The following is a 14,818-nucleotide window of genomic DNA, read 5'->3' on the forward strand; positions in this document are numbered from 1 at the left end:
CAACCAGGTTCAAGTAAACGTTGAAAAGAAGATCTACAGCAAGAAGAGTACTTCCTGGCTGAAGACCTTGATGACTGAGTTCAAGAACACTGAAAGCATTTGGACCAAGGCCAGTGAAAGTGAAAACTTTAGCGGCCTGCAGTTCCAAGGCGGCTTCCTGCGTTATGACAACTCCAGCATGACCCCATGGGCCAACTCCAGCTACCGCTTGATGGGCCGCTATCCTAAGAACATCAAGGGTGATACGGATAAGCAAAAGGAATTCCTGCTGGCTAACGACATTGACAACTCTAACCCAGTAGTTCAAGCAGAGCAGCTGAACTGGATGCACTACTTGCTCAACTACGGGACGATCACTGCCAATGACAAGGATGCCAACTTTGACTCTATCCGGCTTGACGCGGTGGACAACGTTGATGCGGACTTGCTGAAGATTGCAGGTGATTACTTCAAGGATGTCTACGGAGTTGACACGGATGCCAAGTCCAACGCCCACTTGAACATTTTGGAAGACTGGGACTACTCTGACCAGGACTACGTCAACCGGATGGGTAACCCTGAAATTACCATGGATGACCGCTGGAAGAGTTCAATCATTTCTGCCATGAGTGAAGGCGGAAAGATGGAAGACATCATTGGCAGCAATGGTGAAAGCTCCATGGTCAACCGGGCTAAGCTGGATGGGTCAGAAAAAGTAACGCCAAACTATACCTTCATCCGGGCTCATGACAACATGTCCCAGGAAAATATCCAGCAGGCCATCAAGGATGTGACTAAGAGCAGCCAGTATCCAAATGGTAAAGACTATACCAGCTTCACTGAGGCTGAAGAAAAGCAAGGTCTGGATGCATACCGGAAGGACCAGCAGTCAACTGACAAGAAGTACAACTTGCGCAATATTCCAGCATCTTATGCTTTGCTGTTAACTAACAAGGACACCATTCCCCGGGTATACTATGGTGACCTTTACTTCGACGGCAGCCAGTACATGGCTGAAAAGGGCATCTACTATGATGCAATGACCAATCTGCTGCAAGCCCGGGTTAAGTACGTGGCTGGTGGCCAGAGTATGGCAGTTGACAATAATGGCGTGCTGACCAGCGTTCGCTACGGCAAGGGCATTAAGTCTGCCAGTGACAAGGGGACTGATGAAAGCCGGACTGAAGGCATCGGTGTTATCGCAAGCAACAAGTCAGATTTGACTTTAGGCGACAGCGATAAGGTTGTCCTGCACATGGGCGCGGCCCACAAGAACCAAAAGTACCGGGCTTTGCTTTTGACCAACAATAGCTATGACTCCAAGAACGACGGTACTAATCAGGCTTCTACTGGTGTTATCAGCTATGACAGCGACAGCAAGGCACCAACGGCTACTACTGACGAAAATGGTGACTTGGTATTTACCAACAAGAACCTGACTGTTGATGGCAAGACTGAAGAAAACACTGCTGTAAAGGGCACGAAGAACCCTTGCGTAACTGGTTACCTGGCTGTGTGGGTACCAGTTGGCGCCAAGGATGACCAAGATGCCCGGACCAAGGCAAGCAGCAGTACTGTTTCAAGCGCCTCTCACTACCGGGTTAACGACGCCTTTGACTCAAACGTGATCTTTGAAGGTTTCTCAAACTTCATCTATGAGCCAACGACGACTGAGCAGCGAACCAATGTGCAGATTGCCAAGAACGCGTCCTTCTTCAAGAAGTTAGGTATTACTTCCTTTGAAATGGCACCGCAATATGTTTCAAGCACTGACCGGACTTTCCTTGACTCAACTATTTACAACGGCTACGCCTTTACTGACCGCTATGACTTGGCTTTAAGCAAGAACAACAAGTACGGTTCAGCTGAAGATTTGCGTAATGCAATCAAAGCCTTGCATAAGGAAGGTATGCAGGTAATGGCTGACTGGGTTCCAGACCAGATCTACAGCCTGCCTGGTCAAGAAGCCGTAACTGCCACCAGAGTTGATGACTACGGCAACGACTGGCCAAGCAGCAGTTTGAGCAAGGTGGTCTACATTGCCAATACAATTGGCGGCGGCAAGTACCAGAAGGAATACGGCGGCAAGTTCCTGGCTGAATTGAAGCAGAAGTACCCTGACCTCTTCAGCAAGGCTCAAGCTTCAACTGGCAAGCCAATGGATCCAAGCGTGAAGATCACTGAGTGGTCAGCCAAGTACATGAATGGGACCAACATCTTGCACCGCGGCTCTGGTTACGTGCTTCGTTCAAGCAGCAGCTATTACAACGTTGGCTACAGCAAGGACGGCAGCAAGATTGCCCAATACCTGCCAGCTCAGTTAGCTAGTGGCAAGACCCGAGAAAAACTGGGCCTGGTTTCAAGCGGCAAGAACTACATCTACTACGATGAAAGTGGCAACAAGAAGACCAGCTCCTTTGTTCAAGACAGTGTCGGCAACTGGTACTACTTCGACAAGTCCGGCAATATGATTAAGAGCAGCAATTTCGCGAATATTGGCGGCAGCACCTACTTCTTCATGAGCAATGGGGTTTCATTCAGAGCTGGTTTGCTGACCAAGGGTTCAAAGACTTACTACTTCGATAAGAACGGTAAGATGGTCAAGGGCAAGCGGGTGAAGAGTGGCGAATACACGTATACTCTGAACAAGAGCGGCTACTTGACTTCAGAGAAGTACACCGCGGCTTCTAAGAACCAAGCAACCACGAAGAATACTTTGGGCGCTGCTCAAAAGTAATTTGTGTCGATCTAAGATTTATTAAAGAAGAAAAGGAAAAATGAATTATTCAAAGAAGGGAAAATTTACTTGGTTGATGACCGGGGCAGCCGTTCTGGCAACTTTGGCCAGCCTGCCATTTGGCCAATCAGTTTCTGCCGCTAAGAAGAATGGCTGGCAGAACACCAAGGCTGGCCGGGTGTACTACAAGAACGGCAAGAAGGTCAAGAGCTCTTTCCTGGTCAGCGGCGGCTATGTTTACTACCTCAAGAAGAACGGGGTAATGATTAAGAACAAGATCAGCAAGATCAAGGGCAAGAAGGTCAAGTTCGACAAGAAGGGTCACGTAACCAGCTTCAGAGGTAAGACCAAGATCAACAGCTCCTGGTATTACTTCACTAAGAGCGGCAAGATGGTCAGAAACAAGACCGTCAAGGGCAGCAAGTATGTCTACCACTACTCAAAGAGCGGCAAGTTGCAATCCGGCTTGTCCAGCTTGAAGGGCAAGACTTACTACATTGACGCGGTCAGTGCTAAGCCACGGACCAACTTCATGTACAAGTCTGGTTCCAAGTGGTACTACTTTAACTCAAAGGGCTTAGGCAGCAAGAGCTTCAAGGTCAGCTTCAAGAAGCAGGGCAGCCTGGTCAACACTAACAAGCTTTTTGCGCAAAACAACCAAGCTTACAGCTTGACCAGTTCAAGTATCGACAATGTTGACGGCTACTTGACAGCGGACAGCTGGTACCGGCCAAAGAAGATCTTGAAGGATGGCAAGACCTGGACCAAGTCAACGGCCAGCGACAAGCGGCCGCTTTTGATGGTCTATTGGCCAAGCCGGGAGATTTTCATTGATTACTTGAACTTCATGAAGAAGAATGGCTTTGTTGCTGCCAATGCTGATTTCAAGAGCAGTGACAGCAACAGCGACTTGTTCAACGCGGCCAACCAGATTCAAGTAAATGTTGAAAAGAAGATCTCCAGCAAGAAGAGTACTTCCTGGTTGAAGACTTTGATGACTGAGTTCAAGAATACTGAGAGCATTTGGACTAAGGCCAGTGAAGATGAAAACTACGAAGGGATGCAGCTGCAAGGTGGCTTCTTCCGTTATGACAACTCTGACTTGACTCCATGGACCAAGTCAAGCTACCGGCTGATGGGCCGTTATCCAGCCTACTTGACTGGCGATGACAAGAATACATTGACTGAATACCTGCTGGCTAATGATATCGACAACTCCAACCCAGTGGTGCAGGCTGAACAGCTGAACTGGATGTACTACCTGTTGAACTTTGGTGAAATTACCGGGGGCAGCCAAGACAGTGACGCCCACTTTGACTCAATCAGAGTTGACGCGGTTGACTTTACTGATGCTGACTTGATCAACATCATGGGCCAGTACTTCAAGGCTGCTTACGGAATGAATTCAGATGCCAAATCTAATGCCCACTTGAACATTTTGGAAGGCTGGAATTCAGCAATTCCAGCCGCAATCAACAAGCTTGGCAACCCTGGCTTGAGCATGGACGACAAGATGCGGCAGTCATTTAACGGGGCCCTTAACTTCGTTTCTGACAGCTCATCAAGCTCAGAAAAGGCAGATCAGTTAAAGAAACTCATTAACAATTCTTTGGTTGACCGGACTAATGACTCCAGTGAAGGCAAGGCAATGCCAAACTACTCCTTCATCCGGGCACATGACTCCAACTCCCAGGACCAGATCCGGCAGGCAATTCAAGCTGCTACTGGCCAGCCTTACGGCAAGTTTACCCAGGCTGAAGAAGAAAAGGGGATGGAATTATACGTTAAGGACCAAAACTCAACGGATAAGACCTACAACCTTTACAACATGCCAGCATCTTACGCTTTGCTTTTGACCAACAAGGACACTATTCCACGGGTATACTACGGGGATATGTACGTTGACGGCAGTCAATACATGTCTAAGAAGACCCGTTACTACCAAGCAATCAGCAACTTGATGAAGTCCCGGATTAAGTATGTTGCCGGTGGCCAAAGCATGAACGTTGACGATAACGGCGTTTTGACGAGTGTCCGTTACGGTAAGGGCGCGGCTACTGCTGACGATAAGGGGACTGATGAGACCCGGAATGAAGGGATCGGGGTAATTATCAGCAATAACTCCAGCCTGTCTCTGTCTGACAAGGACAAGGTCGTTTTGCACATGGGTGCTGCTCACAAGAATCAAGAATACCGGGCAGTTATCTTGCCAAGTAGCAAGGCCCTTGACAATGGTGCGGTTACTAACAGCTACCTGCACAGCTACAGCAGTGATGCTGACGCTCCAAGAGCCAAGACTGATGACAAGGGTGATCTGACCTTTACCAACCAGGACTTGAAGGGGCAGGACGGTACTGCCATCAAGGGCTACTCAAACCCGGACATGAAGGGCTATGTAGCTGTTTGGGTACCGGTTGGTGCCAAGGACGGCCAAGATGCCCGGACTAAGGCTTCAAGCACTAGCAAGGACGCCAAGTCAGTATACGAATCAAACGCTGCCTTTGACTCAAATGTCATCTTTGAAGGCTTCTCCAACTTCGTTTACTACCCAACTAAGGCAAGCGAAGCTGCCAACGTTCAGATCGTGCAAAACGCGTCCTTGTTTAAGGAACTGGGGATCACATCATTTGAAATGGCTCCGCAATATGTCTCCAGCAAGGACAAGACCTTCCTGGACTCAACGATCGACAACGGTTATGCTTTTGATGACCGTTACGACGTGGCTTTGAGCGGTAACAACAAGTATGGGTCAGCTCAAGATCTGCGCAATGCTTTGAAGGCTTTGCACAAGCAGGGGATGCAAGTTATGGCTGACTGGGTGCCAAACCAGATCTACAACCTGTCTGGCAAGGAAGCTACGACGGTTTCACGGAGCAACGACTTTGGCCGTGACCGGGGTTCAGCTGACTTGAAGAAGTTTGTCTACATCACTAACTCAGTTGGTGGTGGTACTTACCAAAAGAAGTACGGTGGTGCTTTCCTGGCAACTCTGCAAAAGAAGTATCCGCAGCTCTTTAAGATCAACCAAATGTCCACTGGCAAGCCAATGGATCCAAGCGTAAAGATCACTGAATGGTCAGCTAAGTACATGAACGGGACCAACATCCTGGGCCGCGGTGCTGGCTACGTGCTTAAGAATGCTGCCGGAACTTACTACAATGTTGGTTACAGCAAGAAGGACGGCAAGCAAAGCTACGAAATCAGCCAATACTTGCCAGAACAGCTGACTGGCAGCAGCTTGGCCAAGAAGGGCAAGAACTACGTTTACTACGACGACCAAGGCAAGCAAGTCAAGAATGCTTTTGTCAAGGATGACTCCGGCAAGTGGTACTACTTTGACAAGAACGGCAACATGGTTAAGTCCAGCAAGCTGACGGCCGTTAAGACGGATAAAGATGCTGGCACTTACTTCTTTGCGGCTAACGGTCAATCATTTAGAAAGGGCCTTTTGAACGATGGCAAGCACACTTACTACATGGCTTATAACGGTCAATTGGTCAAGAGTAAGAAAGTGAAGGCTGGGCGGTACACTTATAGCTTGAACAGCAAGGGTTACCTAAGCAGTGAACAATACAAATAAGTAATAGCCAAAAAGTAGCTGTCTCATGTTAAAGTGAGATAGCTGTTTTTGCTTAAGAGCTGGAGATAGATTATAGGAGAAGCTATCAAACTGATAAAGAAGACGGTCAGCAACATTCCGTTTGACTTGCATGACAGTCGGATTGTAAAAAAATGGAAGTTAACGATGGCGATCTCACTTTGCATTTAGACCAAGTGTATGAGTACCACAAAGATTCCTAGAAGTTTTATCCGGCAAAGTTAACGTTCACAGATATCGATTTGGAAGAATGTCATACCTTAGTTTTTGACAAGGGGATAGAAAACGGGGCTTTTTCGGGTGTAAGAGACGACTTGCAAGAGTATTTGGAAAAGTACTCGGATGCTGAATTTTAGATTATCACGGACACTTACAACATGACGATAACAGTCATGGAAGGATACATCTACAGAGACGGTCAGGAAGCCGCGGCTGGTATTATCTCACTTTGGACATTAGGCGAGGTTATCGCTGATTTTTAAGAATAAAGTATACGATAAAGTAAAAAAAACTATCCCGCAAGGGATAGTTTTTGTTTGGAATCAGGTTGGATTTTTAGATTAACGAGTTTTGACAGTCTTGGCCTTTGTCCAGGCAGAGTAGTAGGTCTTGCCGGAGAGCTTGCGGTAGGAGCGGAGTTGTACGTTGTACTTCTTCTTGCTCTTCAAGCCGGAAACCTTAAGCTTGGTTGCCTTGGCACTCTTAGTCTTGGCCTTCTTCATTGAGGAAGCCGTGCTGTAGCGAACTTGGTAGCCGGAAACGGACTTAGCCTTCTTCCATTTGCTGATAAAAGCCTTCTTGCTACCCTTCAAGCTAGTAAACTTGCTGCTTGCGACAACTACTTTCTTGGCCTTCTTTACCTTCTTGGCAACCTTCTTCTTAGTGGCCTTCTTAGTAGTAGCTTTCTTGGTAGTCTTCTTTGTATCCTTTTTGGTGGTCTTCTTCTTGGTAGTAGTCTTCTTGCTTTGGGCAAGGGCTAAGACTGCCTTAGCATGTGTTAATTGTTTCTTTTCATAGGCCAGCTTCTTGGTGAGGGATGCAACCGACGCAGTCAGCTTTTCTTGGTTCTTCTTTGCTTCATCGTAGGCCTTTTGAGCAGTTTGGAGCTTTTGTTGTGCGCTGCTTGCGTCAGCCTTTACCTTATCCAAGTTGCTTTGGGTATTTGCTGTTTCTTTCTGAGCAGCGGCTAATGCAGTCTTGCAGTCATTCAGCTTGCTTTGAGTAGTTTGAACTTTCTCATTCGCAGCTTGCAGAGCCGCTTGCTTTGCTGGCAACGAGTCCTTAGTTTCTTTGATCTGTGATTGAAGCTTTGCCGTATCAGTAAGCTGTTTCTGCAAGGATGAGACAGAACTTTGACCGTCACTAATCTTCTTTTGCAAATCGCTGATTTCTTGGCCAAGCTTTTGATTTTCAGCTTGGGCTTGATCAAAAGTGCTTTGTGCACTTTCTATATCCTTGTTGGCCTGATCTGAATCAGCTTGAGACTTTTGAACAGCAGTAGCAAGCTCATCTTGGCTCGGCTTGACAACTTCGTTAGTGTTAAAGTGGCTTGGAACGTTAGCCGGGTTGATCGTCAAAAGGCAGACGTAGAATTTGTCGTCTTGAGTGGTTACGGCAACTGAGAAGTAACCATTGTTGTTAATGATGTTGTTGTAATCAGTTGGATTAGCCAGTTCTTGTGTTACCAAGTCAAAAGCAGCCTTGGCAATTTCACTCATCTTTGTTGTTCCGAATTCATATGAGTTGTAGATGTACCCATTGATAATCGAAATGGACCGGCTAGTAACCTGTCTGTTGGCAGCAATGTCATATCCAGTAACAGCATACTCATCAAGCCCCATGATGCTTGAAGCTGACTTGATTGCGTTGTATTTTCTGAAGACATAGTTGCTGTTTTGGTACTCTTGCGTGTAACGCTTAGCGAACTCAAGTGAACCGTCAGTAATGGTCAGCTTGCTGGTTGATCCAACTTGAGACTTGACGGAATCAATCAAGCTCTTCACGTAGAAATCCAAACGCTTTTGATCACTTTCGGATAAGGCGGCAGGATCGTCGTAAGCAGTATCATTTTCGTCTCCATCAGTAAATGGATAAGTGTGGTTGCTTACTACATCTTGCAGGTCTTTCTTGGCAGTATCCCAGTCAGTTGACTTGCCAGTAACGTAATCAATGTAGCTTTGCGGAAGAGTTAAGCTTTCATTAGTGCTGGTTGCGGAACTTAAATCTTTTTTGGCTGCTTGCAAAGCTTGTGAGGCACTATCAGCCTTTTGCTTCATTTCAGCAAGATCGCTTTGCGCGGATGCAAGCTTAGCGTCAGATTCGCTCTTTTCTTGTTGCAAGCCAGATAAAGTTTTCTGGTTGTCGCTGATCTTATTGTTCTTTTCAGTGACTTTTTGCTTGATGTCGTTATTATTCTTTTCGCCATCAGTAAGTTGCTTTTCAAGATTGGTTACTTTGTTTTGTGAATCAGTCAAGTCTTTTTGCTTGTCGGTACTGTCCTTAACAGCGTTTTGGTAGTCGCTGTTTGCAGAATCAGTAGCCGCTTGGGCTTGTTTGAGGGCAGACTGAGCCTTATCGTTGCTCTTATTCGGAGCTGCCACCTTACTATTAGCAGCTTCGGCAGTGCTTTTAGCGTTTGCCAATTCAGTCTCTTTTTGAGCCAGATCCTTGTTAGCAGTATTCAAATCATTTTGCACTTGGGTTAACTTGCTTTGCGTTTGGTCAACGCTCTTTTGCGCACTCTTAACCTTGGCTTGGTCGTTAGCCACAGTAGTTTTCTTGCTAGCATTGCTTGCCGCAAATACCGGGTGGGTATTAGTAACCGCGAATGCAGACCCAGCTAAACCAACGGATGACACGAGCAGAACATTTTTCGAAATTTTCTTCATAATCACACATTCCTTAATTCATTAATACATATTGGACAAGTCAATTTTAGCACTCACTGGAACCGGATACAATACTTGATATAGTGTTTAACTTATGTTACACCGCACAAAAAAGAGTTGCCCGCTAAGGCAACTCTCCTATATTCGCGTTAGTAATTTGCCACCCGCTTGCGCAGGTCCATCATATCTTCGAACTTGTTGGTGAAAAAGCCGGCCGCGCCGTACTCAATAATCTTCTTGGCCCGCAGGGGACTGTCCACCGTCCAGATTCGCTCCGGCATGTCTGTGTCGAGCAAGCGCTTGGGGTGGACCCCCTTAAAGCCGTGCTCCTTGACAAAAGCTGCCGGGTCCTTGATCCGCTTGTCGGTCAAGAAATTGTAGTTTTCCTCCGGCCGGATCTTCTGCGCGTGGATCAAGGTCTGCAAATTAAAGGAGGAGTAGATGATCTCCTGCTTGAACTTGAACTGGTCCGCCAGGGCAAAAATCTTCCCCGGCAAGCCTGGATAATCGAACTTATTGGTCTTCATCTCCAGATTCAGCTGGCCTTCATAGCCAGATTCTTCAGTCAGCTGGAAGAGGTCCTTCAAACGGGGGATCCGCTCGCCATTGGCCAGGTGAAACTGGTCCAATTCCGCCAAGCTGAAATCCTTGATCAGGCCCTTGCCATTAGTGGTCCGCTTGATGTTCTCATCATGCATGATCACTGGCACCCCGTCACGGGTTAAGTGGACATCGAATTCGATCCCCTCAGCTCCGTGATGCATGCAGTAGTCAAAGCCCTCCAGGGAATTCTCCGGGAACTTGGCTGGATAACCGCGGTGACCAAAAATCTTCGTTCTCATATATGTAATTGCGCTCCATCCTTAAACTGGAATCTTGCTTTTTTCTCTTGCCGGCTCATATTATAGTAGCTCTCTGCTAACTTGCAAGCCTTTTGTCCGTAAAAATTACAGCTGCAATTTGTTGTAACTGGTCATCTGCAAATTGCCAGCTTCATCCATCACTAAAGTCGAAATTGATGAATTTCTCGGGTGAACGGTCGTGTCGATCCCGTCCACCGCAAATTTCTGGGCCAGGGTCTTGATGGCAAAACCGTGGCTGACCAGCAGGATATTTTCTGCCCCGTCCAATTGCTGGATCAAGTCAAAACCTTTCTGCCAGCGGGCCCAAAATTCCTTGCTGTCTTCAGCATCGTGGTAGGGGTCAGCCTCCTTGGTCCAGTCAGCTATCTGGTCGCAAGTCGCGTGTTCAGCTAAATCAGCAGCGTTAGTAAAGCCGTGGGCCGCGCCGACCATCCGCCAGGCCACGTCATTGTCCATCCCCTCAAAGTAGCCGTAGAAATGCTCTCTGAAGTAAGGGTAGGCCAGGTGCTGGAGCAGGTCCCTGTTGCAGTTCTTCTCCATGATGATTTCACAGGTCTCGCTGGCCCGTAAAGTGTTGCTAGACAGGGCAATGTCCAAGGGCAGCTCCTGCAAGGCCTCAGCGGCCTTTTCTGCGCCTTCCCGGCCTTCGTCAGTCAAGGGGGTGTCGCACCAGCCCTGCATCTTGTTGTACTTGTTGATAAAAGTTTTCCCGTGTCTAACCAGATAAATCCGTTTCATTTTTCTAACTTGCCTTATGACTTGCTCTTGTAAATCTTCTTAACCAGCTTGATGTCCTTTGGCTGGATCGTGTAGATGGATCCGGTCGGGTACATGACAGAAACCCCGGTCCGGTGGTCTAAGCCGATCGCGTGGCCTAATTCGTGTTCAACCGTGTTGACGATTCTGGCCTGCGTGTAGTTGTAATAGTCGTTTTCCAGATAGTAGGTGTTCAGAGCCACCTGGGCTGAGTAGAGCCGGTTGGTGTGGCTGAGATACTTGTAGGTAGTCAGGCCCGCTGCCCCGTTGTTCTTGGAGGTGGCCACGACCACGATCTGGGCGTTCTTCTTGTTTTTAGTCTGCTTAAAGGTAAAAGCTCCCGTCTGGTTCCAGGCTGCCATGGCATTGACCCTGGCGTTGTAGAGGTCGGTTTGTTTGACCCCGATGTAGACCTTGGCCGTCGCCTTTGGCCAGCGGTAGCCGGTCGTGTTCTTAGTGACCTTCTTATTGCTTTCAGCAACGACGCCGCCGCTTAAATCCGGAGTCTTGCTCTTTAAGCCTTTCTGCTCCAGATAAGTGCTGGCCGTGCCCGCTGCTTCCAGCAGGAAAGTCTGTATTTGCTCATGGTAGTTGACCACGGCCGCGGCCATGATCGCTAAGATGAGCAGGTTCTTGATGAAATTAAAAAATCGTCGCATCAATTTTCTCCTTTGCGCTAATTATTATAAGATTTGCCAGCTCTTTTTCCTAGCAAAAAGTCCGCTGAAACTGCTTAAGCTTTTCCTAAGGAGGTCTGGCTTTAGTTTTAAGCTGAAAAATGGTAGAATATTAGGCAAGTTTTTTCAAAGAAAAGCTGTTGGAGTTTATTTTTTTAGAAAAGGTGCATATATTACATGGTAGAAAACTCAGACCGCAAAGCAGAACAAGCCCACCTGGACCAGGTTCTGCAAAAGATTGATCAAAAGAGGGACCAGCTGCAGCAGGCTATCGCTAAAGACAAGGCCGAAGCCCGCAACATCAGCGCCCACTTCTATGATGATATTCGCCTGGACTTTGACGACTACTCGACCTCAATGGACACGGCCCTGTCGATTCAGCAGCAGCAAATGCTCAAAGAACGCGACAATGCCTGGCAGGTCAACGACCGCGAACTGGCTACTTTAAAGCGGCTGCATGTCCATCCTTACTTCGCCCGGGTTGACTTTGAGGAGGCTGGCGAAGAGCCGGAAAGCATCTATATTGGCCTGGCCTCCTTCATGGACGAGAACAATGAGCTTTTGATCTATGACTGGCGGGCCCCGATCTCCTCAATCTACTACGATGGCAAGATCGGCAAGGTAACCTACTACTCACCGGAAGGGCCGGTTGAAGTCGACGTGAGCAAGAAGCGGCAGTTCATGATCGAAGACGGAACCATCATCAACATGTTCGACACTGACGAAACCATCGGTGACCAGATGCTGATGGAAGTTCTGTCAGAAAAGTCCTCCATCAAGATGAAGTCCATCGTCAAGACCATCCAAAAGGAGCAAAACAAGATTATCCGGGATACGACCAGCGACCTGCTCTTTGTCCAGGGGGCGGCCGGGTCTGGCAAGACCAGTGCCATCCTGCAGCGGATCGCCTTCCTCTTGTACCGCTACCGGGGCAACCTCAAGAGCGGGAACGTGATCATGTTCAGTCCTAACCAGCTTTTTAACGACTACATCGAAAACGTCCTGCCGGAAATGGGCGAGCAGAACATGGTCCAGATGACCTACTGGCAGTTTATCGCCCGCCGCTTGCCGAAGATGAAGGTGCAGAACCTCTTTGACCAGTTTGAGGACCGGCAGGCTGATACGGCAATCAGCCGCTTCAAGGATTCGCTGGCCTTCTACAAGCTGGCTACCCGCTACGGCCAGCACCTGAACCAGTCCGGCATGATCTTCCGCAATATCTATTTCCGGACCAAAAAGAAACCATTTTTCAGCAAGGAAGAAATCAAGGAGCTCTACTACTCCTTCAATGAAAACTACAAGCTGGGCAACCGGATTGACGCTACCCGCGAGGAACTAATCCGCCGCTTGAATAAACGGGTGGCCAGTGAAGCCCGCAAGGTCTGGGTCAGCCGGGAAATCGAAGGGCTCAGCCGCGAGCAGATGCTGGACATGTACGACCGGCCGGACCAGGAATTCTCTTCAGAAAAGGCTGAACGGGCCTTCCTGGGCAAAAAGATCGTTATCAAGCACCTGGCTAAAGTTGCCCGCCGGATCAACCACAACGGCTTCTTGAACCTGCGGGGTCAGTACCTGGCCTTTTTGCGGGCCGTGCCGAAGATGACGGACCTGGCCAAGTATGGGATCAGCGAAGAAGAATGGCTGGCCCATGTTGAAGAAGTTAAGGCTAAGTTTAAAGACCAGGAAATTGACCTCCGGGATGCTTCAGCCTATCTTTACCTTTACGACCAGATCATTGCCCGCCAGACCAACCTGGAGATGCGCTACTGCTTTATCGACGAAATCCAGGACTACTCAGCCTTCCAGCTGGCCTATCTGCGCTATAACTTCCCCCGGGCCAAGTTCACCATGCTGGGCGACTTGAACCAGGCGATTTTTACCAAGGACGAGAGCAGCAGCCTCTTAAAGCAGATCTCCCACCTCTTTGACCCGGAAAAGACCAAGCTGGTTCAGTTGACCAAGTCCTACCGGTCAACCAAGCAGCTGACTGACTACACCAAGCAGATCCTCCGCCATGGTGAAAAAATCGAAAGCTTCAACCGGCAGGGGCCTTTGCCGCAAGTCTGGGGCAGAAGTGATGAAGCTGGCGCTTTAGCGGCTTTGAAAGCAGCTTTAGCGGAAAATGACGCCCAAAAGCTGACGACTGCCATCATCACTAAGGACCTGGAGGCGGCTAAAAAGCTGGCTGACCAGCTTGAGGGGGTCCACCTTATCTCCAGCGCTAACCAGCGCCTGGTGGAAGGGAACCTGGTCTTGCCGTCCTACCTGGCCAAGGGGCTGGAATTTGACGCTGTAATCATGTGGGATGCCTCTAAAGCGGCCTACCACGAAGAAGACGAGACCCAGCTGGTCTACACGATCGCTTCCCGGGCCATGTACAAGCTGGACCTGGTTTACGCTGGTGAAAAGAGTCCGCTTTTGCCAACTAATGAAGCAACTTTTGTAAAAAAGTAAAAGAAAAGCTTGACGTTTTTTTAATATTGGCTTAATATTACTGGAAATAGACTTAGAGTCGGTTATATTTCACGCGATGAACAGAAGAAGTAGGCCTGCCTGGACAGATAGAGACTTCCCGCTGGTGGAAAGGGGAGCAAGGGCTGGCTGAACACACGTCTGTGAGCAGGAGGGGTGAAGGCTTAGTAGCTCCTTCCGGGTCAGCCCGTTACCGCTGCAGCTTGAAGGCTTTTTCAAGCTGGTGAGGCCGGTTGCCGCGAGGGACCGGTGAACACGAGGTGGAACCACGCTGACGCGTCCTCTTGGCCCTTCGGGGCCGGGAGGACTTTTTTATTTTCTTTTTCTAGGAAGTGGGTAAAACGAATGAAATACGTTATGGAAATACTTCCCTCCCTTTTCAGCGGGGCGGGGATGACCTTGCAAATCTTTTTTGAAACATTGATCTTCTCCCTGCCTTTGGGGATCCTGGTCTCCTTCGGCTTAAGCAGCCGCTTTGCCCCATTGAAGTGGCTACTCAACTTCTACGTTTGGCTGATGCGGGGGACCCCGCTTTTGTTGCAGCTAATCTTTGTTTTCTACGGCCTGCCGATCGTCGGCTTGACCTTCCCCCGCTATATGGCGGCTTTGGTGGCCTTTGTCCTGAACTACACGGCCTACTTTGCTGAAATCTTCCGGGGCGGCAACCAGGCCATCGACCGGGGACAGTTTGAGGCAGCCAAGGTCCTGCAATTGACTTACGGGCAGACCCTTAGAAAGATCGTTATTCCCCAGGTAATAAAAATCGTCCGCCAATTGCAAGAATAAATTGAACACTTACCATAACATCTGGCAGATTTTGACTATCTACGCCGGTAAATGCGGTCAAG

7 protein-coding genes and 1 pseudogene are annotated in these 14,818 nt (G+C 48.5%); 4 read left to right on the plus strand and 4 right to left on the minus strand.

The window, feature by feature from the left end; translation table 11 throughout:
- The coding region (locus tag FD23_RS05910) for a glycoside hydrolase family 70 protein (RefSeq protein ID WP_269079376.1) at positions 1-2,716 on the plus strand (2,716 nt) is incomplete at its 5' end.
- A 40-nt stretch (positions 2,717-2,756) separates the two neighbouring features.
- A complete protein-coding gene (locus FD23_RS05915; protein ID WP_052933770.1) occupies positions 2,757-6,296 on the plus strand; it encodes a glycoside hydrolase family 70 protein in 3,540 nt (1,179 codons plus the stop codon).
- Positions 6,297-6,874: 578 nt separating this feature from the next.
- Here FD23_RS05915 and FD23_RS05920 read toward each other — a convergent pair.
- From FD23_RS05920 to FD23_RS05935, 4 genes are all read right to left on the minus strand, one after another.
- Positions 6,875-9,202, minus strand: coding sequence for an SEC10/PgrA surface exclusion domain-containing protein (locus tag FD23_RS05920; RefSeq protein ID WP_052933769.1), 2,328 nt, complete (start codon positions 9,200-9,202; stop codon positions 6,875-6,877).
- Between the two features lie 149 nt (positions 9,203-9,351).
- A complete protein-coding gene (locus FD23_RS05925; protein ID WP_052933768.1) occupies positions 9,352-10,044 on the minus strand; it encodes a glycerophosphodiester phosphodiesterase in 693 nt (230 codons plus the stop codon).
- Positions 10,045-10,149: 105 nt separating this feature from the next.
- On the minus strand, positions 10,150-10,803 hold the full coding sequence (locus FD23_RS05930; protein WP_003612110.1) for a histidine phosphatase family protein: 654 nt from the start codon (positions 10,801-10,803) through the stop codon (positions 10,150-10,152).
- Positions 10,804-10,817: 14 nt separating this feature from the next.
- A complete protein-coding gene (locus tag FD23_RS05935) occupies positions 10,818-11,480 on the minus strand; it encodes a matrixin family metalloprotease (RefSeq protein WP_052933767.1) in 663 nt (220 codons plus the stop codon).
- A 195-nt stretch (positions 11,481-11,675) separates the two neighbouring features.
- Between FD23_RS05935 and helD the strand changes: the two genes are divergently transcribed.
- Together helD and FD23_RS05950 are read left to right on the plus strand one after the other, a co-directional pair.
- On the plus strand, positions 11,676-13,952 hold the full coding sequence (gene helD, locus FD23_RS05945) for an RNA polymerase recycling motor HelD (RefSeq protein ID WP_025896022.1): 2,277 nt from the start codon (positions 11,676-11,678) through the stop codon (positions 13,950-13,952).
- A gap of 363 nt (positions 13,953-14,315) precedes the next feature.
- Positions 14,316-14,738 (plus strand): annotated as a pseudogene (locus FD23_RS05950) (amino acid ABC transporter permease); the annotation flags it as partial.
- Positions 14,739-14,818 lie beyond the last annotated feature (80 nt).

The organism is Lactobacillus delbrueckii subsp. delbrueckii DSM 20074 = JCM 1012, from assembly GCF_001433875.1.
Lineage (GTDB): Bacteria > Bacillota > Bacilli > Lactobacillales > Lactobacillaceae > Lactobacillus > Lactobacillus delbrueckii.

Excerpts from the sequence above, each read along its gene's own strand:
- helD (WP_025896022.1), top strand. The coding sequence starts at position 11,676 with ATGGTAGAAAACTCAGACCGCAAAGCAGAACAAGCCCACCTGGACCAG.
- FD23_RS05935 (WP_052933767.1), bottom strand. The coding sequence starts at position 11,480 with ATGCGACGATTTTTTAATTTCATCAAGAACCTGCTCATCTTAGCGATC.
- FD23_RS05920 (WP_052933769.1), bottom strand. The coding sequence starts at position 9,202 with ATGAAGAAAATTTCGAAAAATGTTCTGCTCGTGTCATCCGTTGGTTTA.
- FD23_RS05930 (WP_003612110.1), bottom strand. The coding sequence starts at position 10,803 with ATGAAACGGATTTATCTGGTTAGACACGGGAAAACTTTTATCAACAAG.
- FD23_RS05925 (WP_052933768.1), bottom strand. The coding sequence starts at position 10,044 with ATGAGAACGAAGATTTTTGGTCACCGCGGTTATCCAGCCAAGTTCCCG.
- FD23_RS05915 (WP_052933770.1), top strand. The coding sequence starts at position 2,757 with ATGAATTATTCAAAGAAGGGAAAATTTACTTGGTTGATGACCGGGGCA.